The organism is Croceibacterium aestuarii (assembly GCF_030657335.1).
Lineage (GTDB): Bacteria > Pseudomonadota > Alphaproteobacteria > Sphingomonadales > Sphingomonadaceae > Croceibacterium_B > Croceibacterium_B aestuarii.
On record NZ_CP131039.1, the window covers coordinates 57,026 to 75,883 of the forward strand.

The following is an 18,858-nucleotide window of genomic DNA, read 5'->3' on the forward strand; positions in this document are numbered from 1 at the left end:
CGCCCGGTCACGTCGCGCTGCCATGCATAGGCCAAACCGAACATGCGGTTAACGGCCCGGCCGGACCGTTTGCCCGCTTTTTTCGCCTCAGTCTTCCGGTTCGAAGGCCAGCGCGGCGCTATTGATGCAGTATCGCATGCCGCCCCGGTCGCTGGGGCCGTCGGGAAAGACGTGCCCGAGGTGCCCTTGGCACTTGGCGCAGACGACCTCGGTGCGCACCATGCCAAGCGAAGCGTCGCGATGTTCCTCCACGGCGGTGCCGTCGGCCGGCTTGACGAAACTGGGCCAGCCCGATCCCGAATCGAACTTGTCGTCGCTTTCGAAGAGCGGCTGTCCGCATCCGGCGCAGCGGTATTCGCCGGCCGCCTTGTTGTGCTCGTACTCTCCGGTGAACGCCCGCTCGGTCGCCCCCTGGCGCAGGACGGCATATTGCTCGGGCGTCAGGCGCTCGCGCCACTCGGCATCGGACAGCTGGATCTTGTCGTCGGGCATCATGCTTCTCCTCGGCAGGGATATATGCCGTGTTTTGCCTGTCTCAAGCGCGGGCCGAGACCTGGGCGCGGATGGCCGGCGAAACTCAGCTGTTCGGATCGTTGTAGCCTGCCGGCGGCGGCAAGCCTTCCATCTTCTCGTTGAGCAGAGGCCGAAAGCTCGGCCGGCTTTTCATCACGCGGTACCAGCCGCGGGCCTCGCCATGTCCCGACCAGTCGATCCCGCCGAGATAATCCGCCACCGAGATCTGCGCGGCGGCGGCGAAATCGGCGAGGCTCAGCTGCGCGCCGGCGATCCACCGGCGCGTGTCGATGAGCCAGTCGATGTAGTCGAGATGCTCGTGCGCCAGCCGCATGGCCTCGCGCAGGGTCTTGCTGTCGGGCGGGGAGCGCAGGAAAAGCCGCTTCCTCATCCGCTCGTTGAGCAACGGAAGCGTCACCTCTCCGAAAAACTGCTCGTCGAACAACGCCACGAGCCGGCGGATTTCCGCTCTCCCGGGCGCCGTGCCCAGGATCAGGGGCGCCTTGTCCTCGGTTTCTTCGAAATACTCGCAGATCGCCTGGCTATCGATCAGCGTAACGCCCTTCGTCTCGTTGCAGACGACCGGCGTACGGCCAGCAGGATTGAGCGCGAAGAGCGCGTCGCCGCCTTCCCAGGGATTGGCGCGCAGCAGTTCGAACGCGACGCCCTTCTCCGCCATGGCGAGGCGCACCTTGCGGCTGAACGGACAAAGGGGGAAGCAATGGACCTGCCACATGGCGGGCCGCAATGCCGCATGCGGAGCGGCGCGTAAATAGCGCTGTGGGGCAAGCGCCCGGGGAGTGCGCTCAGAGCCCCGAGGCCTGGAGCGAGGCGAGGCACTCCGGCATGGCCTTTGGCAGCGCGTCACCCTCGCTCAGAGCGGCAACCTCGGCCTTCAGCAACGCCGAAACCTGTTCGCGGTCAAGCGATTGCTGGTCCATCAGCGAGGCCATCGCCCGAACGAAATATTCCTTCCCGCGCGCCCGAAGCTCGGGGATTTCGCCAAGCGTCTTGTCGCCGTGCTCCTGCATGTTGGCCGCGAGGGCGAAGGCGGCAGAGCAGCGCAGCAGGACCTTTTGATCGGCATTGAGCTGCGCGGCCTGCTGCGCCGAGGCGCCGGTGGCGGCGAGAAGGAGGACTGCTGTCAGGAGAATCGTTCGCATGGAGGGCGCCTATAGCAGCGCGATTGCCGCGCGGTGAACGATAGTCGGCTCGATGCGGACTTTTCGCACCGGGTGCCGGACGGCCTCACCGCCTGCACCGAGGCAAGCGGCGTTCAAATTTCGCGCGCCTTGCGCCGCGTTTCCGCGAAACTGTCGTGCCGCATCTTTTCGAAGGCCACCCGCTGGTCATATCCGGCGTCCTTCGGATAGTCGCGGTAATCGTCGAGAATCTCGTCGAACAACACGCGCAATTCGTCCTTGTGGTCGGGATGGGTGAAGATATTCGCCCTGTTCTCGCGCACCCCTTCGAGAATGCGCGCGCCGATCACGTCGGGCTCCATGCCGAATTCGTGCACGCCTGCCAGCCGTTCGACGGCCGCCTGGTCGACGGGCTTCATCTCGCCCTTCAAGGCCTCCGGCCGCACATCGTCGCTGGCGTAGATCACGCTCTTGACCAGGCCGGGGTGCACCACCGACACGCCGATCCCATACTTGTACATCGAATGCCGCAGCGAATAGCTGAGGCCGCGCACTGCGAACTTGGCGGTGTTGTAGATGCCCGGCGCGCCGCTGGCGATGAAACTGGCCATCGACGCGGTGTTGGTGATGTGTCCGCCGGTCTGCTCGCCCGCCTCCACTCGCGCCTTCATGCGCGGGGCAAAGGTCTGCACGCCGTTGATGACCCCGCCGAGATTGACGCCGAGCACCCAGTCCCAATCGTCGTAGGAGCTGTCTTCGATCGTCTGGAAGAGGTTGATCCCGGCGTTGTTGAAAAGCAGGCTGACCGGTCCGAAGCGGTCCTCGACCTGGTCCGCCGCTGCGGCGAATCCCGCCCGGTCCATGACGTTGAGCTGGACGCCCATGACCTCGCGGTTGTCGAGCGTCGCCAGTGCGGCGTCGATCGCGTCCTCGCGGATGTCGGCAATGGCGACCTTGGCCCCCGCTTCGAGCAGGTTGCGCACGATGCCGATGCCGACCCCGTTGGCGCCCCCGGTTACGAAAGCCGTGCGGCCCGCGATATCGATCATCTGCTTCCTCTCAGTCTGCTTCGGCTGCCGCGTCCATGGCGGGCACCGGATTGACCGGGCCTGACTCGCGCCCCGGCAGGAACTCGTTGTAGATTTTGCGCCGCTTGAACAACCAGCGCCCTTCGACCCTGACCAGCTCATCCTCGTAGACGCCGAAGCTCGGCAGGGCGATCGAACCGTCGGGCCCGCCGTTGGTCATTTCCCACCAGAAGCCGGTGTTCCAGGCGAGGTCGCCCTCGACCCGGATCACCTTCTGGTTGACCACGTGGCGCAGCTTGGCCGGATTGCCGCTGCTGTCCTTGAAGATTTCCCCGATCTTCGCCTTGAAGGATTCGGCTTCGGCGCGAATGGCGTCGCGCCCCCGCGCAACGCCCATCGCCCAATCGAGCTCGCCATCCTCGGTGAAGCAGGCGGCGTAGGCCTCGGCATCGTGGTAATCCATGGCGAACAGGTAGCGCGCCATGAGATCCTCGATCTCCGCCCGATCGGTGGCGTAGCTCTGCCCGTACCCGCTCACTGGCCCGCGGCGGCCGCGTTCGCGAGCCTGTCCATGTCGGCGACCGGATTGCCCGGACCGGACTGGCGGCCCTTGAGGAATTCGTTGAGCACGCGGCGCTTCTTGATGAGCCAGTGGCCCGAAGCCTTGGTGAATTCGTCCTCGTAGATGCCGTAGGTGCCCATCTTCATCGAATCCTTGGGCCCGTTGTTCGCCATTTCGACCCACAACGTCCGGCCCCAGGCCTTGTCGCCCTCGACGCGGATCGAGCTCTGCAAGACGACGTGGCGCAGCAGTGCGGGCTTGCCGTCCTCGGTGTGATAGAATTGACCGATTCGCTCCGAAAAGCTGGTCACGGCCTGGCGGATCGCATCGCGCCCGACCGACGTGCCGCTGGCGAATTCGAGTTCGCCATCGGGGGCGAAGGTGCCGACATAGGCGTCCCAGTCGAAGTAATCGATGGCGAAGAGATAGCGCGCCATCAGGTCCTCGATCTCGGCGCGGTCCGCGGCGTAGGATTGGTCGTACGTCTGCTGCGCATGGGCAGTGGTCATGGGCATTGCTCCGGATAAGGCTATGGCGGAAATGGCGGCAAGCGCCCGGCGGACGCTGGAATTCGGCATTGGTTCTCTCTCCCCTCGGCGCGACACAGCGCCACACTTGGCGACAATTTTTCGCTTCATGGTTTTGTAGTTGCCACTTACAAATTGCTGCAAGAAGATTCACCGCCCGGGCTGGGACGGGGGACCAGGGAGAACGCAATGGCCATCGCTCCGACCGCCGGAGATTCGCCGATCACCACGTCCGATGCCGCGGCAGGCCAGCCCTGGCCGCCGGAGAGCCGCGGCTGGTTTGCCCTGTTCGCCGTGGTCTTCGCGACCTTCATCACCTTCTTCGACCAGACCGTGTTCGCGATGCTGGCCGAGAAGATGAAGGGCAGCTTCCAGATATCGGATTCGACGCTTGGCTTCCTGCTCGGCCCGGTCACCGTGATCGCCTACGTGATCGTCGGCATCCCGCTCGCCCGGCTGGTCGACATCTTTCCGCGCAAGTACGTGCTCGGCGCGAGCATCGCGGTGCTCGGCACGATCATGGCGCTGGGCGGTCTCGCGCAGAGCTTCCGCCAGCTGCTCGGCACCCGCCTGTTCGTCGGCGCGGCGAGCTCGGCCAACGGCCCCGGCTCCTACGCCTTGCTCGTCGACGCGTTCCGCCCGCTGCGGATCCCGCTGGTCTTCGCTCTGTTGCAGCTCGGCTACATCGGCGGCTCGTCATTCGGCAACATCATCGGCGGACAGATGATCGCCTGGACGAGCACGATGCCGGAGACGGTCTCGTTTCTCGGCCTGCCGATCTTCAACTGGCAGCTCGTGCTGCTGATGGTCGGCGCGCCCGGCCTGCTGGCGGGGCTGATCTACATGTTCGTGAAGGAGCCGCCGCGGCGCAGCCCGGTGGCGCAGCTCACCGCGCCCGACGCGACGCTCGCGCGCAAGTTCGCCGCCTTCATGGGGTGGGACGCGCTCAAGGCGATCTGGGCGCGCAAGCGCGTGTTCCTGCCGCTGTTCGCGGCGCTGGCCCTCTCTGCCGTCGAGAGCCAGGGGCTGCCCGCCTGGCGCATACCCTTCATGGCCCGCACCTACGGTTGGAACGAGGCGGAAACCGGGGCTTTGCTGGGCTCGCTTCTGCTGGTCTCGATGCTGGCGGGGATCGCCGCCGGCGGCTTCTTCGTCACCTGGATGGGCAAGCGCTACAAGGACGCCAACATCCGCGCGACCGCGATCATCTTCGCCTGCACCACGGTCACCACGATTCTCACGCCGCTCGCTCCGAGTGGCGAGATCGCGCTGAGCCTCATGGCGCTGGGCGTGTTCTTCGGGCTCGCCGGGGCGCCGGCGCAGAACGCCGCGATCCAGCGCATCGCGCCCAACGAGATGCGCGGGCAGGTCAGCGCCTTCTACCTGTTCATGTTCACCTTCTTCGGCGCGCTCGGCAGCTTCGTTATCGGCTGGGTCAGCACCTACGTGGTCGGCGACGAGAGCCAGGTCTGGAAGGCGATCCTCATCACGGCGATCGTGTTCCTGCCGACCGCGACCTTCTTCATGTGGCGCGGCATCCGCCCCTACCGCGAGGAGGTGGAGCGGCTCGAAGCGCTCGGACTGTGACCGCCCCGATCTCCCGTTGACTCGTTCCGGCGAACCGCCGAAAATGTATGCAACACATACAAAAATCCGGAGAGAGTCGAATGTCTGATACGAGCGTGGAATCGCTTGCCGCCAAGGTTGACGAGCTGGAGCAGCGCCTGACCCGGCGCGAGGACGAAATCGACGTCCGCAACCTGCAGTACCTCTACGGCTACCTGATCGACAAATGCATGTACGACCAAGTCGTCGACCTGTTCACCGACGATGCCGAAGTGCGCTTCTTCGGCGGCGTGTGGAAGGGCAAGGAAGGCGTTCGCCGGCTCTATGTCGACCGCTTCCGCAAGCGCTTCACCCACAACAACAACGGCCCGATCGACGGCTTCCTGCTCGACCATCCGCAGCTGCAGACGATCGTTACCATCGAACCCGACGGCAAAACCGCCCGGCTACGCGGCCGCAGCACGATGCAGGCCGGCCGGCACAAGGATTACGAAGGCGACGCGCCGCACCTCAAGAAGCGCCAGTGGTGGGAAGGCGGCCTCTACGAGAACACCTACAAGAAGGGCGAGGACGGCAAGTGGCGCATCCACGTCCTCAATTACTTCCCGCACTGGCACGCCAATTTCGAGGACGGCTGGGCCAACACCGATCCGGAGTTCACCCCGTTCATCCGCGAGACCTACCCGGCCGATCCCGCCGGGCCCGACGAGCTGATCGACGAGCACTGGCTATGGCCGGTCCACAAGCTGCTGCCGTTCCACATGAAGCACCCGATCACGGGCGAGGAAATGGTCGCGGAGCGCTGGGAAGGCGACGCCAAGCGCGACGCCGAGCGGGCTGCCGCGAAGGCGAGGGGCTGAGAATAAATCGTCGTCCCAGCGAAAGCTGGGACCGCTGTCCACCAAGCGAAGCGCCAAAGGCGAACGATCCCAGCTTTCGCTGGGATGACGGAGTTAGGAAATGACCGACTACCCCTCCCTCCACATGATCATCAACGGCAAGAAGGTCTCCGGCGGCGGCCGGCGGACCTTCGACGTGATCAACCCGGTGACCGGCGAAGCCATCGGCGCGCTGCCGCTGGCCAGCGCCGAGGATCTCGACAAGGCGCTCGAGGTGGCTGCCGAGGGGTTCCGCATCTGGCGCCGCTCGACCCCGCAGGAACGCGCTGCGGTGCTCAGCGGGGCGGCGCGGCTGATGCTCGAGCGCGCCGACGACATGGCCCGCATCGCCACGATGGAGCAGGGCAAGCCCTTCGCCGAGGCGAAGATCGAGCTGATGATGAACGTCGGCCTGTTCAACTTCTACGCCGGCGAGGCCAGCCGGCTCTACGGCCGCGAACTGGTCCGCCCGGTCGGCCAGCGTTCGACGGTGCGCTGGGAGCCGGTCGGCCCCGTCGCCGCCTTCGCCCCGTGGAACTTCCCACTCGGCAATCCCGGCCGCAAGCTCGGCGCGCCGATCGCCGCAGGGTGTTCGGTGATCCTCAAGGCCGCCGAGGAAACCCCGGCCAGCGCGCTTGGCGTGCTGCAGTGCCTGCTCGACGCCGGACTGCCGCCACAGGTCGCGCAGGCCGTGTTCGGCGTGCCCGACGAGGTCAGCCGCCACCTGCTCGGCTCCAAGGTGATCCGCAAGCTCAGCTTCACCGGCTCGACCGTCGTCGGAAAGCACCTGATGAAGCTCGCCGCCGACAACATGCTGCGCACGACCATGGAGCTGGGCGGCCACGGCCCGGTGCTGGTGTTCGACGACGTCGACGTCGAAACGGTCCTCGATACCGCGGTCATGGGCAAGTACCGCAACTGCGGCCAGGTCTGCGTCAGCCCCACCCGCTTCATCGTCCAGGAAGGCGTGTTCGAGAAGTTCCGCGACGGCTTCGCCCAGCGCGCCAAGGCGGTGAACGTCGGCGATGGCCTCAAGGACGGCACCCAGATGGGCCCGATGGCCAATGCCCGCCGTCCCGAGGCGATGGAGCGGCTGATCGGCAACGCCCGCGACAAGGGCGCGACGGTCGACACAGGCGGCAAGCGCATCGGCAATCAAGGGTTCTTCTACGAGCCCACCGTGCTCAGCCAGATCCCGCTCGACGCCGACATCATGAGCGAGGAGCCCTTCGGCCCGGTCGCGCTGATCAATCCCTACGCCAGCGAAGAGGACATGATCGCCGAAGCTAACCGCGTCGAATACGGCCTCGCCGGCTATGCCTGGACCGACGACGTCAAGCGCCAGCGGCGCCTGGCCGATGCCATCGAGACCGGCATGGTCGGGATCAACAGCCACATGATCGGCGGCGCGGACAGCCCGTTCGGCGGCGTGAAGTGGTCGGGCCACGGCAGCGAAGACGGGCCCGAGGGCGTCCGCGCCTGCATGGTCGTCAAGGCCATCCACGAAGGCTGAACAACGGGAAATGACGATGACACACGAACTCAAGACCGGCGGCGACCGCGGCTACCTGCGCATTGCCACCGAAGAAGCTTTCGCCACCCAGGAACAGCTCGACGCGATCATGCGGCTGGTTCGCGAAGGCCGCGCCGACGAAGGCACCGTCAGCCTGTGGGGCTTCTATGGCACCAGCGCCAGCGAGCGCACGACCTTCATCCGCGAGCGCCTGCTCGACCTCGGGCCGCTGCGCCTGCAGGCGATGGACGATGCCGGGATCGACAAGGCGGTGCTCGCGCTGACCAGCCCCGGCACGCAGTCGATGCACGACCCCGAAGAGGCCAAGCGCATCGCCCGCAACGCCAACGACCAGCTCAAGGACGCCTGCGAGAAGCATCCCGACCGCTTCTACGGCATGATCGCCGTCGCTCCGCTCGATCCCGAGTGGTCGGCCGAGGAACTCAGGCGCGGCAAGGAAGAGCTCGGCTTCCACGGCGTGCAGATCAACAGCCACACCCACGGCCACTACCTCGACGAAGAGCAGTTCGACCCGATCCTGCGCGCCTGCGCCGATCTCGACCTGCCGCTCTACATCCACCCGCAGGGCCCGCCCGACGGGATGATCGGCACGATGGTCGAGGCCGGGCTCGACGGCGCGGTGTTCGGCTTCGGAGTCGAGACGGCCTTCCACGGGCTGCGCCTGCTGACCACCGGCGTGTTCGACCGCTACCCCGGGCTGCAGATGATGCTCGGCCATGGCTGCGAGGCGATCCCCTACTGGATCTACCGCCACGATTACATGCACCGCGCCGGCGTGCGCAGCCAGCGCTATCCGCGCCTCAAGCCGCTGCAGCACGACCTGTTCCACTATTTGCGCAACAACGTGCTGGCCACCAACAGCGGCATGGCCTTCGAGCCCGCGGTCAAGCTGATGATCGAGGTGATGGGGGAGGACCGCGTGATGTACGCGATGGACTATCCCTATCAGTACCTGCCCGAAGAGGTGGTGTGGATGGACGACATGGACATTACGCCCGAACAGAAGAAGAAGTTCTTCCAGACAAATGCGGAGCGCTGGTTCAAGCTCTGAAGCAGGCTTAGCGGCGAGGGGAGAGACGCTGGTGACGACGACTGTTGAGGGCATCAAGCCCGCCGCGCGGGTCAGCCGTGCCGGCTGGTATGCGCTGTTTCTCGTTTCCTCGGCGCAGGGACTGAGCCTGCTCGACCGGCAGATCCTGTCGATCCTCGCCCCCTCGATCCGCGCCGATCTCGGCATCGGCGATGCGGAGCTCGGGCTGCTTTACGGCACCGTGTTCGCGCTATTCTATGCGCTGTTCTCGCTGCCGCTCGGACGATTGGTCGACGGCTGGATTCGCACCCGGCTGCTGTCGATCTGCATCCTCGGCTGGTCCGTCTTCGCTGGGCTTTCGGCCTTTGCCGGCAGCTTCGCTGTCCTCGCGATCTCCCGCCTGGGCGTGGGTATCGGCGAAGGCGCGGCCCAGCCGGGCGCCAACTCGGTCATTTTCGATACCTTCCCGCGCAGCCGGCGCGGCACCGCGATGGCGGCGATGGGCATCGCCACCGCGCTCGGTCTCGGCCTGTCGATGGCGCTGGGCGGGTTCGTCGCGCAGTGGTGGGACGAAGCCTATCCGGGCGGAGGACCGGGCGGGTTTTCCGGCTGGCAGTTCGCCTTCCTCGTCGCCGCGGCGCCGGGCCTGGTCCTCGCATGGGCGCTCTACCGCATGAAAGAGCCGGTGCGCGGCGGTGTGGACGGCATTCCGGCTCCGCCCGATCCGCATCCCTTCAAGGCCAGCGCCGCCGTGCTCGGCTCGGTCACTCCGCTGGCCAACTGGTATTCGCTGTGGCGGCGCGATGCCGGGGCGAAGCAGTGGATCATCAACCTCGTCGGCCTCGCTGCGATCGCCGCGTTCTGCTGGGTCATGACCGGCGTGACCCAGGCCTTCAGCCCGCGCCCGACGCTCGACGTCCTCGGGGTGGCGGTAAACCCGCACGCGCTGCAGTGGTTCGTGGTCGGCTTCGGCGCATTCGTGATCCTGAACCTGTTCCAGTCGCTCAAGCTGACGGACAGGTCGACGTACAACGTCATGCTCTCGCCTTCGCTTCTGCTGCTGTTCGTCGTCGGCGGCCTGCAGACCTCGATCAACTACGGAGTCATGGGCTTCACCCCGAGTTTCCTGATCCGCGAATACGGGATGGATCAGTCGACCACCGGATTGCAGTTCGGCCTGCTCGCAGCCGCGCTCGGCGTCATCGGCCCGCTGGCGGCCGGGCCGCTGAGCGACCTCCTCACCGTCCGGCTGGGCGCCAGGGGCCGGGTCTGGCTGACCTTCGCTTCGCTCGGCATCTCGCCGTTCCTCGGGATCTGGACCTACAACGCGCCCGACCCGATGAGCTTCTATCTGCGCTTCTCGGCCTACAGCCTGGTGCTGACCCTGTGGCTGCCGCCGATCTACTCGCTCTACTACGATCTCGTGCTGCCGCGGATGCGCGGAATGGCGAGCAGCACCTACATCATCATCTCGACGCTGCTGGGGCTCGGCATGGGTCCCTATTTCGTCGGTATCGTATCCGATCGAAACGGCGGCGACCTGGGGCAGGCGATCATTTCGATCAACGTCGTCGCGCCGGTCATCGCCGTCATCCTGCTTTATGTTTTGACCCGCGTTCAGCGTGACGAGGATTCGGTCCTCGCCCGCGCCCGGGCCGGAGGAGAACCCGTCTGATGCCGACCGTTCGCGATGCCGCATTCGCCGTGTTCGAACACTTCGGGGTCGACCGCCTGTTCGGCAATCCCGGCAGCACCGAGCTGCCGATGCTCAAGGGCCTGCCCTTCCCCTATGTCATGGGGCTCAACGAGGCGGTGGTGGTCGGTATGGCCGACGGCTTCGCCCGTTCCGCGCGCAAGCCCGCGCTGGTCAACCTGCACAGCGCGGCGGGCACCGGGCATTCGCTCGGCAACCTGTTCACCGCGTGGAAGAACAATGCGCCCGTCGTGGTCACCGCGGGGCAGCAGGCGCGCTCGATTCTGCCGTTCGACCCGTTTCTCTATGCCGAGCGGCCGACCGAATTCCCGCGCCCCTACGTCAAGTATTCGGTCGAGCCCGCGCGCGCCGAAGACGTGCCGCAGGCGCTGATCCGCGCCTTCGTCACCGCGCTGACCCCGCCGATGGGCCCGGTGTTCGTCTCGATACCGGTCGACGACTGGGACCGCGAATGCGCAATCCCCGCCCTGCCCGACCTGACTCTGGTCTCGGTCCCGTCGGCGACGGGAATCGAGCGCATTGCCTCGATCATCGACGGCTGCGAGAAGCCTGCGCTGGTGTTCGGCACCGGGGTCGCCAATGCCGGCGGCTGGTGTCACGCCATTCGCCTCGCCGAGCGCTGCGGAGCGAGCGTGTGGACCGCGCCCTACAACGCGCGCGAGACGTTTCCCGAGGACCACCCGCAGTTCGCCGGCTTCCTCCCCGCCTGGCGCGACCAGATACGCGATCTGCTCGATCCATTCGACGCCATCGTCGTCGTCGGCGCGCCGGTCTTTACCTACCATGTCGAGGGCCGCGGCCCGCACTGGCCCGAGCACGCCCGGCTCATGGCGCTGTCCGACGACCCGCAGCACCTTGCCGCGATGCCCGGCGGCGGCGGGGTGCTGGGCGACGTGGAGGACGGGCTCGCGCAACTCGCCGAGCGGGTCAACAAGCGCGAGTTCACCGGCAAGAAGCACGAACTGAAGAAGCCGGCGCGGGAAATGACCGCCGCCTACGTCCTCAGCCGCGTCGCCGAACTGCGGCCCAGGGACGCCGTCATCGTCGAGGAGGCCCCGACCGCCCGCGGGCCCGAGCACGATGTCCTGCCGATCACCCGCGAGGGCGGGTTCTATTCCTGCGCCAGCGGCGGCCTCGGCTATTCGCTGCCGGGCAGCATCGGCGTGGCGATGGGCCAGCAGGACAAGGTCCTCGCGATCCTCGGCGACGGCGCGGCGATGTACACCATCCAGGGCCTGTTCGCCGCACAGCTCGAAGACGCGAACGTCAGCTTCCTGATCATGAACAATTCGGCCTACGCGGCGCTGACCGGGTTTTCGGGCGAGTTCGGCATGAACCACGTGCCGGGCTGCGACCTCACGGGGCTCGACTTCGTCAAGCTCGCCAATGGGCACGGGGTCGAGGCGAAGCGGGTCGAGGCGGTCGAAGACCTCGATGCCGCGCTCGAATGGAGCTTCGCCGCCAAGGGGCCGACGCTGCTCGACATCCGGATCGCCTAGGGATTTCGGTCGCTCTGCCGCAGCGTGGGAGCGTACCGGCCCGGAGGTCGGAACCGACGCTCGCTCCGAACACTGCACCGGCATGAGGATATCGTCTCGATGAGCGCCGACGTTCTGGCGGTCGTGCAGTCCCTTTTCACCAGCGAATTCGCGCTGGCCTGCGCCTTTGCGGCCTTGACGGCCACACTGGTGGCCTTGTGCGTGCCCGGCACGATCATCCCGGTGTCGGTGTCTTCGGGCGCGCTGCTCGGCGGCGTGGTCGGCGGCGCGGCGGTGCTTGCGGGCGTGCTCGTCGGCAGCCAGGTCCTGTTCCTCGCTTCGCGCCACCTGCTGCGCGAGCGGGTCAGGGCGCGCTGGGGCGAACGGCTGGCGCGGTTCGAGGATCACTTCGCGCGGCGCGGCTTTCTTTATGTCGTCGGGCTTCGGGTCGCGGGCGTGCCGCATTTCCTCGTCACCGCAGGCTCTGCGCTCTCGCCGGTCCGCAGCCGCACCTTCCTCGCCGCGACGCTGCTCGGCTTTCTGCCGGTAATCGGATTGACCTCGACCGCCGGCTCGCTGTTTTAGGGCTGTCCTACAAGGCCCGGTTGCCGCCATGCTCCGCGCGGCTCTTTCGAATCGTCGATCACCCGCTCAGCTGGAGGCAGATTTTTCCCGACCGCACCGCATCTGTCACCCGGCAATCCCGCCAATAACCTACGTTATATCAAATTCTTAGTGCACACTTGCTGGGTTACAGGGTGTAAACATGGTAACCTTGGCCCAGCCTCGACGATCGCGATGCAGACCGAATCGATCGCCCAGGGCGGCGAGCGTCAGCGCTTCGACGCCGCACGGTCGGCGCGCGATCCCTCGATCACCGCGCGGATCGAGCTGTCGCCTTCCTGGCAGGCATATTCGTAGAGCTTGTAGTCCTCGTCGCGCTGCCGCTCGAGTTTGGCCGTCCAGGGCGCCGTGTACACGGCCGGATCTTCGTAGGTCACTCGATAGGCCAAGCGGTCCGGCCCCGCGAGGCTGAAGCGCTCCACCACCTTCGCATCGGGCCCGACCGGGATGACCGCGTTCTCGCGCCCCGGGATCGGCCCTGCCGCACGGCCGAATCGTTTGGTCGTCGCGCTGTCGCCCGACACGATGTTTGTGGTCACGACGACCAGCGTGCCGCCCTCCCAATGCCCGCGGCTGTAGCCATGCCACGCACGAACCTTCCGGGGCCAGGGTGCGCTTCGCTCAAGCCGAATTATCCGCGTGCCGAACGTCTCCATCTGCAGCGCCACATAGCCTGGCGCCTGGAATATCCGTAGCCCGTTGTTGTAGGGCTGCGGCAGCATGACCGCCGGGAAGCCGCGCGTGATGCAGCGTTCGAACGCGTCGAAATCGCTGACCCAGTCGAATACCGGCGGGCCCACGCGGGTAGAGCGCGCGCCTTCGGAAAGCGCCCTCGCCGCCTTGGTAAGCGGCGGGAGGCGGCCGTCGGGCGGATCGACGATCAGCGAACTGCGGTGCGCGAAAGGTGTCGAGAGCAGCCACTCGGAGAGGCCCTTGGTACCACCTTCGGCCGGCCTGTATTCCGCATCCGATTGCTCCGCGGCGGCCAGTCTTTCGGCAAACTCGGCGTCGGTCAGTTCCGCCCGGTCGCCAAACTCTTGCGGACGCTCGAGGCGAATTCGGGCATCGTTGACCATCTGCACCGGCCATGTGCCGGTAAGGTCGGGATCGCCCCATTCGGTGCGAGGCGCTTCGAAATCGCTATTGCCGGCCGCCAAGAACGCCGCGAGCGCAACCGGGACGGCCCGTGTCACAGCACCCGCCAGACCCACAGCTTGATCGAACTCGCATAGCGCGCGCCCGAGCAGATGAAGATCGAGCGATTGAGCCAATCGTAGGGGCCTTCGGGGGCGATGAATTCGGGGACCGTTCGGAAATAGTACTCGTCGGGTTCGACCGGCTCGCCCCGGCGCAGCCGATCCATGACCTCGGGCGGACCGTGGCGCAGGCCCTTGTTGCGGATCTGGATCAGCGCGCCGTCGTCGGTTTCGATCGCATAGATCGCGTCGGCCACGGTCACTCCGTCGGGCCGGGTCAGCTGCCAGTCGGCCGAATTGCCCATCAGCTTGCCGGAAATCTTCGGACCCTTGACGTAGCCGCCGGCCTTGATCGGGATGATCCGCCGGGTTCCGTCGACCACCGGCCCAATCTCGCGCGGGGTCTCCAGCTCGCCGCCGGCTTCGTAGACAAACTCAAGTTCAGGCTTGATCAAGGGCTCTCTCCGCACGGTTTTCCGTGACCCGGTGAGTGCACAATCCTAGGCTGAAATCCAAGCGAATCGCACCAATATTGCGTCCACGGGGCGCAGAAGGAGAGGAAAATGGCGGCTGAACTCTACGCGGACTATGTCATCGTCGGTGCAGGCAGCGCCGGATGCGTGCTGGCGGCGCGGCTGAGCGAGAGCGGGACACACAAGGTGGTCCTGCTCGAGGCGGGCGGCGACGACCGGCCGCTCAAGGAGCCCGGCCAGTTCATGTCCAACCTGATGATCCAGACCCCGATCGGGTTCGGCAAGACGCTCAACGATCCCAAGGTCAACTGGCTCTACGATACCGAGGTCGACCACGGCACCGGCGACCGGCCGCACAAGTGGCCCAAGGGCAAGGTGCTCGGCGGCTCGAGTTCGATCAACGGGTTGCTCTACGTCCGCGGCCAGGCGGCCGATTACGACGGCTGGGCGCAGATGGGTGCGCGCGGGTGGAGCTGGGACGATGTCCTGCCCTACTTCAAGAAGGCGCAGAATCAGGAGCGCGGCGAGATCGACACCCACGGGGTGGGCGGCCCGCTCAACGTCTCCGACTTCCCGGAAAAGCACCCGATTTCCGCGGCGCTGATCGAGGCGTGCGAGGAATACGGCCTGCCCTACCGCGAGGACCTCAACAACGGCGATCAGGAAGGCGTCACCTGGTTCCAGCTCACTGCCAAGAAGGGCAAGCGCCACTCGGCCGCCAACGCCTACCTCCACCCGGCGATGGGCCGCGAGAACCTGCTGGTCGAGACCCGCGCGATGACTACCCGGATCATCTTCGAGGGCAAGCGCGCGGTCGGCGTCGAGTTCATGCAGAACGGCGAGAAGCGCCGGGTCATGGCGGCGCGCGAAGTCATCCTCAGCGCCGGATCGGTCGAATCGCCCAAGCTGCTCGAGATCAGCGGTGTCGGTCAGGGCGAGTTGCTGCGCGAACTGGGCATTCCCGTGGTCCACGAGAGCAAGATGGTCGGCGAGAACCTGCAGGACCACGTGATGATCGGCTGCCAGGCGCGCCTCAAGGAGGACTGGCACTCGATCAACTATCGTTCGACCGGGCTCAACCTGGTCAAGGAGATCGCCAAGTACGGTATCACCCGCACCGGCATCCTGAGCATGGCGGTGGCCCACGGCTGCGCTTTCGCCAAGACCCGGCCCGAGCTCGAGCACCCGGACATGCAGATCCACATGATGGCGGCGAGCATGGACCTCGAGGTCTTGGCGACGACCCAGGGGCTGCAGCTCGAAAAGGAGCCGGGCATGGCCAGCAACCCGTGCCAGCTGCGCCCGGAATCGCGCGGCAGCATCCACGCCCGCTCGCCCGACGGGATGGTCAATCCGAAGATCGTCCCGAACTACCTCTCCGACCCGATCGATCAGCAGATGGCGGTCGAACAGCTCAAGGTCATTCGGGCGATCTGGAATCAGCCGGCAATCCGCCAATACATGAAGGACGCCGGCGACCCGTTCGGCGATACCGATCAGGCCATGTTCGAATATGCCAAGATGGCCTCGGCCACGGTCTACCATCCGGTCGGCACGGTCGCGATGGGGGACGAGCGCTACCCGGTCACGCCCGAGCTCAAGGTTCGCGGCGTCGAAGCACTGCGGGTCATCGACGCCAGCGTGTTCCCCAAGATCACCAGCGGCAACACCAACGCCCCGACGATCATGATCGCCGAAAAGGGCGCCGAGATGATCCTCCAGGATGCGAAGGAATCGGTCGCGGCCTGACCGGCCGAGCACCGCGACGCCGGAATCGGGCAGCCGCAGAGGCGGCGCTGATCCCGGTTATCAGATCTGCAGGTCGTCGACGATCTCGACCACCTTTTCGCTCGTCTCGCGGGCACGGTTGCCGACCCGCGGCTGGTCGAGCGCGGCGAGAACCGGCGCGTCGCGGCCGTAGATGTCGTCGAAACTGCGCAGCTCGCCGTCGATGTCGCGGCCCATGGTGAAATACGTGATGTAGACGGGCATCGTCTTGACCACCGGCACGCGGGTGTACTTGCCCGAGCTGGAGATCTCTACGGCCTCGTCCTTGGTCGCGCCCTGGCCGAGGATGGCGATGGTCATGGCCAGCTCGAGCGCCCGTTCGGTGCGAATGCATCCGTGGCTGAGCGCGCGGTTGTCGCGTTCGAAAAGACCCCGGCTCGGAGTGTCGTGGAGGAAAATTGCGTGCGGGTTCGGCATGTCGAGCTTCATCATGCCGAGCGAGTTGCCGGGTCCCGGTTGCTGGACCACCGAAATGTATCCGTTGGCGCCCTTGGTTGCCTTGTAGCCCGCGGACCTTGCCCAACCGGGGTTGTTGAGCACCTTGGCTCCCAGCCCCTCGCCTTTGACGATCGACTGCGGGACGGTCCACGTCGGATTGAAGATTACCCCTTCGACCGTCTCGGCAAGCTGCGGCGTCGCGGTGCGGCCGGGTTTGCCGACGATCGTCCTGTATGTGCGAATGATCTGATCGTTGACCGTCAGGCGCAGCTGCATCTCGGGGACGTTGGTGATCAGGTACTGGCCGCCGAGATCGCGCGCGAGCCAGCGCCAGCGGTCCATGTTGGCGCGAATCATCTTGCGCTTGGCCGCGTCGGTCTCCGGGGTTTGGGCGAGCAGCGTCTTGAGCGCCGCATAGTCGGGGTGCGTCGGATCGAGACCCGCCAGCGTTCCGGCGATGTCATGGCTGGCCAGCGCGTCGGCGAGCACCTTCCCGGTCGGAATCAGGTCGGGGTCCGGATCGACCACGAACCACTGCTTGCGCGCTTCCATCGGCGTGCGCCCGTCGCGCAGGTCCTCGACCAGCCAGCCGAACACTTGGCTCGCCAGCTGGTCGAGCTCGGGGCTGGTGCCGAAAGCGATCGCCTGGCGCAGGGCTTCGGGCCGATAATCGCGGGGATCTAGTCCTTCGCTGCCGATACCCTCGATCGCATCGAGCAGGCCCTGAGCGTCGGCGACCGACCACGGCTGGACGAGCGGGAAGCGCGGCGCCGGCGTGGAAGCGTCCTGCACCACCGGCCGCGAGACGACCTCGACCGCATCTTTCTCGAGCACGTTTTCGGCTTGGAAAGGCGCGAACTGTTCGGCGAAGCTCTGCTGCTGTGCGGCCGCCGGTGCCGCCGCGCACAGGGCCGCAGCGGTGGCGAGGAGAAGCTTGCGCGTGAGAATGGTCATGATGTCCTGTGCCCGGAGCCGATGCGACCGACTAACGCAGCCGCGCCCCTGATTGTGCCCGTTTCGCCGAATTTCATCAACCATCACGCCTTGCTGGCGGCTGAATCGATGGGGAGCGCGCCATTGCCCGAAGTGCGCAATCGCGTAAATCCCGCGAATGCATCCGCCCCGCAATCTGCTGCCGTTTCTCGTCACGCTGGCGGCGGTCGGACTGCTCTCGCTGATGGATGCAGTGATGAAACTCGCCGCACTGGCGGTCGGGACCTACGTGACCCTGGTGGTCCGCAGCGGCTTCGCGCTGGCGATGGCCGGGCCGCTCTACCTCGCCACGCGCCGCGGTTGGCCGGCGCGCCCGGTGATGCGGCTGCACATCGTACGCGGGGTGGTCATTGCCGGGATGAGCTTCACCTTCTTCTGGGGAATCACCCGGCTGCCGCTCGCCGAGGCGATTGCGCTCAGCTTCACCTCGCCGCTCGTCGCATTGTACCTTTCAGCCGTGCTGCTGGGCGAGACTATCGCCCGCAGCGCCATCGCCGCCTCGCTGCTCGGCCTCGCCGGGGTGGCGACGATCGCCTGGGGCCGGATCGAAGCCCCCGCCGCCGACGGCGGCGCGGCGCTCGGCATCGCGGCGGTGCTGACATCGTCGCTGCTCTATGCCTGGAACCTGGTCCTCCAGCGCCAGCAAGCCCAATTTGCCAAACCGGCCGAGGTTGCCACTTTCCAGACCGCCGTGTCGGGCCTCGTCTACCTGCTGTTCGCCCCGTGGTTCTTCGCCTTGCCCGGGTCGGCATCGCTTCCTTGGATTTTCGCTGCGGCCGCGATGTCGGTCGGCGGCGCCATGGCACTGGCCTGGGCTTATGCCCGGGCCGAGGCCCAGGCGCTGATTCCGCTCGAATACTCCGGGTTCCTCTGGGCCATGCTGTTCGGCTGGCTGTTTTTCCGCGAGCCGGTGTCCGCGCCAACGCTGGTCGGTGCGGGCCTGATCGTCGCCGGGTGCTGGATCGCCGCACCGCGCAAACCGCCCGAAATGACGGCAGCCTAGTTGGGCGACGGGCTCGGCAGCGGAACCGGCGAGGGACTCGGCTCCTCGGCCGGTGCCCTCTGCTCCTCAGTCGTCGCCTCGGCCCCGGTTTCCTTGTCGTCGCCGGCCAGCCAGTTCCACACCAGACCCGCTGCTCCGCCGGCAAATGCCGCCAGCGCCAGCGCAAGCGCCATGACGAAGACGTGGAGCCGATCCTGCGGCCTGCTGGGTGGTCCGATGGGCATCGTTGCGTGTGCTGCGTTCCGAGCTTCGGCCCCTAGCCGCAGAGCGGCTTCATTCCAATCCCGCCCCCTTGATTTTGCGCCGCGGAACGCGCAGTGCCCCGCGTAAATCCGGCCCTTGCGCTGATGCGCGATCTCTCAGGCCGGGCT

19 protein-coding genes are annotated in these 18,858 nt (G+C 66.4%); 9 read left to right on the forward strand and 10 right to left on the reverse strand.

The genetic code is table 11. The features are described from left to right. Positions 1 to 87 precede the first annotated feature (87 nt). From msrB to Q7I88_RS00290, 6 genes are all read right to left on the reverse strand, one after another. Complete coding sequence (gene msrB, locus Q7I88_RS00265) at positions 88 to 492, reverse strand: peptide-methionine (R)-S-oxide reductase MsrB (protein WP_305097043.1); 405 nt, start codon at positions 490 to 492, stop codon at positions 88 to 90. Positions 493 to 577: 85 nt separating this feature from the next. Next, the gene (locus Q7I88_RS00270) at positions 578 to 1,249 is read right to left on the reverse strand and encodes a glutathione S-transferase family protein (protein ID WP_305097044.1); all 672 of its coding nucleotides are present in this window, start codon (positions 1,247 to 1,249) and stop codon (positions 578 to 580) included. A 70-nt stretch (positions 1,250 to 1,319) separates the two neighbouring features. Then, the gene (locus tag Q7I88_RS00275) at positions 1,320 to 1,676 is read right to left on the reverse strand and encodes a hypothetical protein (protein ID WP_305097045.1); all 357 of its coding nucleotides are present in this window, start codon (positions 1,674 to 1,676) and stop codon (positions 1,320 to 1,322) included. 113 nt (positions 1,677 to 1,789) lie between these two features. Next, positions 1,790 to 2,704, reverse strand: a complete 915-nt coding sequence (locus Q7I88_RS00280; RefSeq protein ID WP_305097046.1) for an SDR family NAD(P)-dependent oxidoreductase — start codon at positions 2,702 to 2,704, stop codon at positions 1,790 to 1,792. Positions 2,705 to 2,714: 10 nt separating this feature from the next. Further along, on the reverse strand, positions 2,715 to 3,221 hold the full coding sequence (locus Q7I88_RS00285) for a nuclear transport factor 2 family protein (protein ID WP_305097047.1): 507 nt from the start codon (positions 3,219 to 3,221) through the stop codon (positions 2,715 to 2,717). Continuing rightward, positions 3,218 to 3,754, reverse strand: coding sequence for a nuclear transport factor 2 family protein (locus tag Q7I88_RS00290; protein WP_305097048.1), 537 nt, complete (start codon positions 3,752 to 3,754; stop codon positions 3,218 to 3,220). The genes Q7I88_RS00285 and Q7I88_RS00290 overlap by 4 nt, the downstream gene beginning before the upstream one ends. Positions 3,755 to 3,961: 207 nt before the next feature. Here Q7I88_RS00290 and Q7I88_RS00295 point away from each other — a divergent pair, with 207 nt between their 5' ends. The 7 genes from Q7I88_RS00295 to Q7I88_RS00325 all read left to right on the forward strand — a co-directional run bounded on the left by Q7I88_RS00295 (position 3,962) and on the right by Q7I88_RS00325 (position 12,557). Next, positions 3,962 to 5,359 (forward strand): MFS transporter, encoded by a 1,398-nt coding sequence (locus Q7I88_RS00295; protein ID WP_305097049.1) that lies wholly within the window; start codon positions 3,962 to 3,964, stop codon positions 5,357 to 5,359. A gap of 80 nt (positions 5,360 to 5,439) precedes the next feature. Further along, positions 5,440 to 6,198 (forward strand): nuclear transport factor 2 family protein, encoded by a 759-nt coding sequence (locus Q7I88_RS00300; RefSeq protein WP_305097050.1) that lies wholly within the window; start codon positions 5,440 to 5,442, stop codon positions 6,196 to 6,198. A gap of 100 nt (positions 6,199 to 6,298) precedes the next feature. Further along, positions 6,299 to 7,729 (forward strand): NAD-dependent succinate-semialdehyde dehydrogenase, encoded by a 1,431-nt coding sequence (locus tag Q7I88_RS00305; protein ID WP_305097051.1) that lies wholly within the window; start codon positions 6,299 to 6,301, stop codon positions 7,727 to 7,729. A gap of 16 nt (positions 7,730 to 7,745) precedes the next feature. Further along, positions 7,746 to 8,801, forward strand: a complete 1,056-nt coding sequence (locus tag Q7I88_RS00310) for an amidohydrolase family protein (RefSeq protein ID WP_305097052.1) — start codon at positions 7,746 to 7,748, stop codon at positions 8,799 to 8,801. Between the two features lie 31 nt (positions 8,802 to 8,832). After that, positions 8,833 to 10,455 carry an MFS transporter gene (locus Q7I88_RS00315; protein ID WP_305097053.1) on the forward strand — a complete coding sequence of 541 codons (1,623 nt, stop codon included), beginning with the start codon at positions 8,833 to 8,835 and terminating at the stop codon, positions 10,453 to 10,455. Next, on the forward strand, positions 10,455 to 11,993 hold the full coding sequence (gene mdlC, locus Q7I88_RS00320; protein WP_305097054.1) for a benzoylformate decarboxylase: 1,539 nt from the start codon (positions 10,455 to 10,457) through the stop codon (positions 11,991 to 11,993). Before Q7I88_RS00315 ends, mdlC begins: the two co-directional genes overlap by 1 nt. Before the next feature lie 99 nt (positions 11,994 to 12,092). Further along, positions 12,093 to 12,557: a VTT domain-containing protein gene (locus tag Q7I88_RS00325; RefSeq protein ID WP_305097055.1), complete on the forward strand. Its 465-nt coding sequence runs from the start codon at positions 12,093 to 12,095 to the stop codon at positions 12,555 to 12,557. Between the two features lie 248 nt (positions 12,558 to 12,805). Here the strand turns inward: Q7I88_RS00325 and Q7I88_RS00330 are convergent, their stop codons facing one another. Both Q7I88_RS00330 and Q7I88_RS00335 read right to left on the reverse strand, forming a co-directional pair. Beyond that, the gene (locus Q7I88_RS00330; RefSeq protein WP_305097056.1) at positions 12,806 to 13,789 is read right to left on the reverse strand and encodes a hypothetical protein; all 984 of its coding nucleotides are present in this window, start codon (positions 13,787 to 13,789) and stop codon (positions 12,806 to 12,808) included. Further along, positions 13,786 to 14,247 (reverse strand): DUF3237 domain-containing protein, encoded by a 462-nt coding sequence (locus Q7I88_RS00335; protein WP_305097057.1) that lies wholly within the window; start codon positions 14,245 to 14,247, stop codon positions 13,786 to 13,788. Before Q7I88_RS00335 ends, Q7I88_RS00330 begins: the two co-directional genes overlap by 4 nt. Before the next feature lie 108 nt (positions 14,248 to 14,355). On the opposite strand from Q7I88_RS00335, the gene Q7I88_RS00340 reads away from it, so the two are divergent. After that, complete coding sequence (locus Q7I88_RS00340) at positions 14,356 to 16,014, forward strand: GMC family oxidoreductase (RefSeq protein WP_305097058.1); 1,659 nt, start codon at positions 14,356 to 14,358, stop codon at positions 16,012 to 16,014. Positions 16,015 to 16,074: 60 nt separating this feature from the next. Here the strand turns inward: Q7I88_RS00340 and Q7I88_RS00345 are convergent, their stop codons facing one another. Next, positions 16,075 to 17,445 (reverse strand): L,D-transpeptidase family protein, encoded by a 1,371-nt coding sequence (locus Q7I88_RS00345; RefSeq protein ID WP_305097059.1) that lies wholly within the window; start codon positions 17,443 to 17,445, stop codon positions 16,075 to 16,077. A gap of 157 nt (positions 17,446 to 17,602) precedes the next feature. Between Q7I88_RS00345 and Q7I88_RS00350 the strand changes: the two genes are divergently transcribed. Next, the gene (locus Q7I88_RS00350; protein WP_305097060.1) at positions 17,603 to 18,487 is read left to right on the forward strand and encodes a DMT family transporter; all 885 of its coding nucleotides are present in this window, start codon (positions 17,603 to 17,605) and stop codon (positions 18,485 to 18,487) included. On the opposite strand, the gene Q7I88_RS00355 is transcribed toward Q7I88_RS00350, so the two are convergent. Beyond that, positions 18,484 to 18,711 carry a hypothetical protein gene (locus Q7I88_RS00355; RefSeq protein WP_305097061.1) on the reverse strand — a complete coding sequence of 76 codons (228 nt, stop codon included), beginning with the start codon at positions 18,709 to 18,711 and terminating at the stop codon, positions 18,484 to 18,486. The two genes, Q7I88_RS00350 and Q7I88_RS00355, sit on opposite strands and share 4 nt — an antisense overlap. Positions 18,712 to 18,858: the final 147 nt, after the last annotated feature.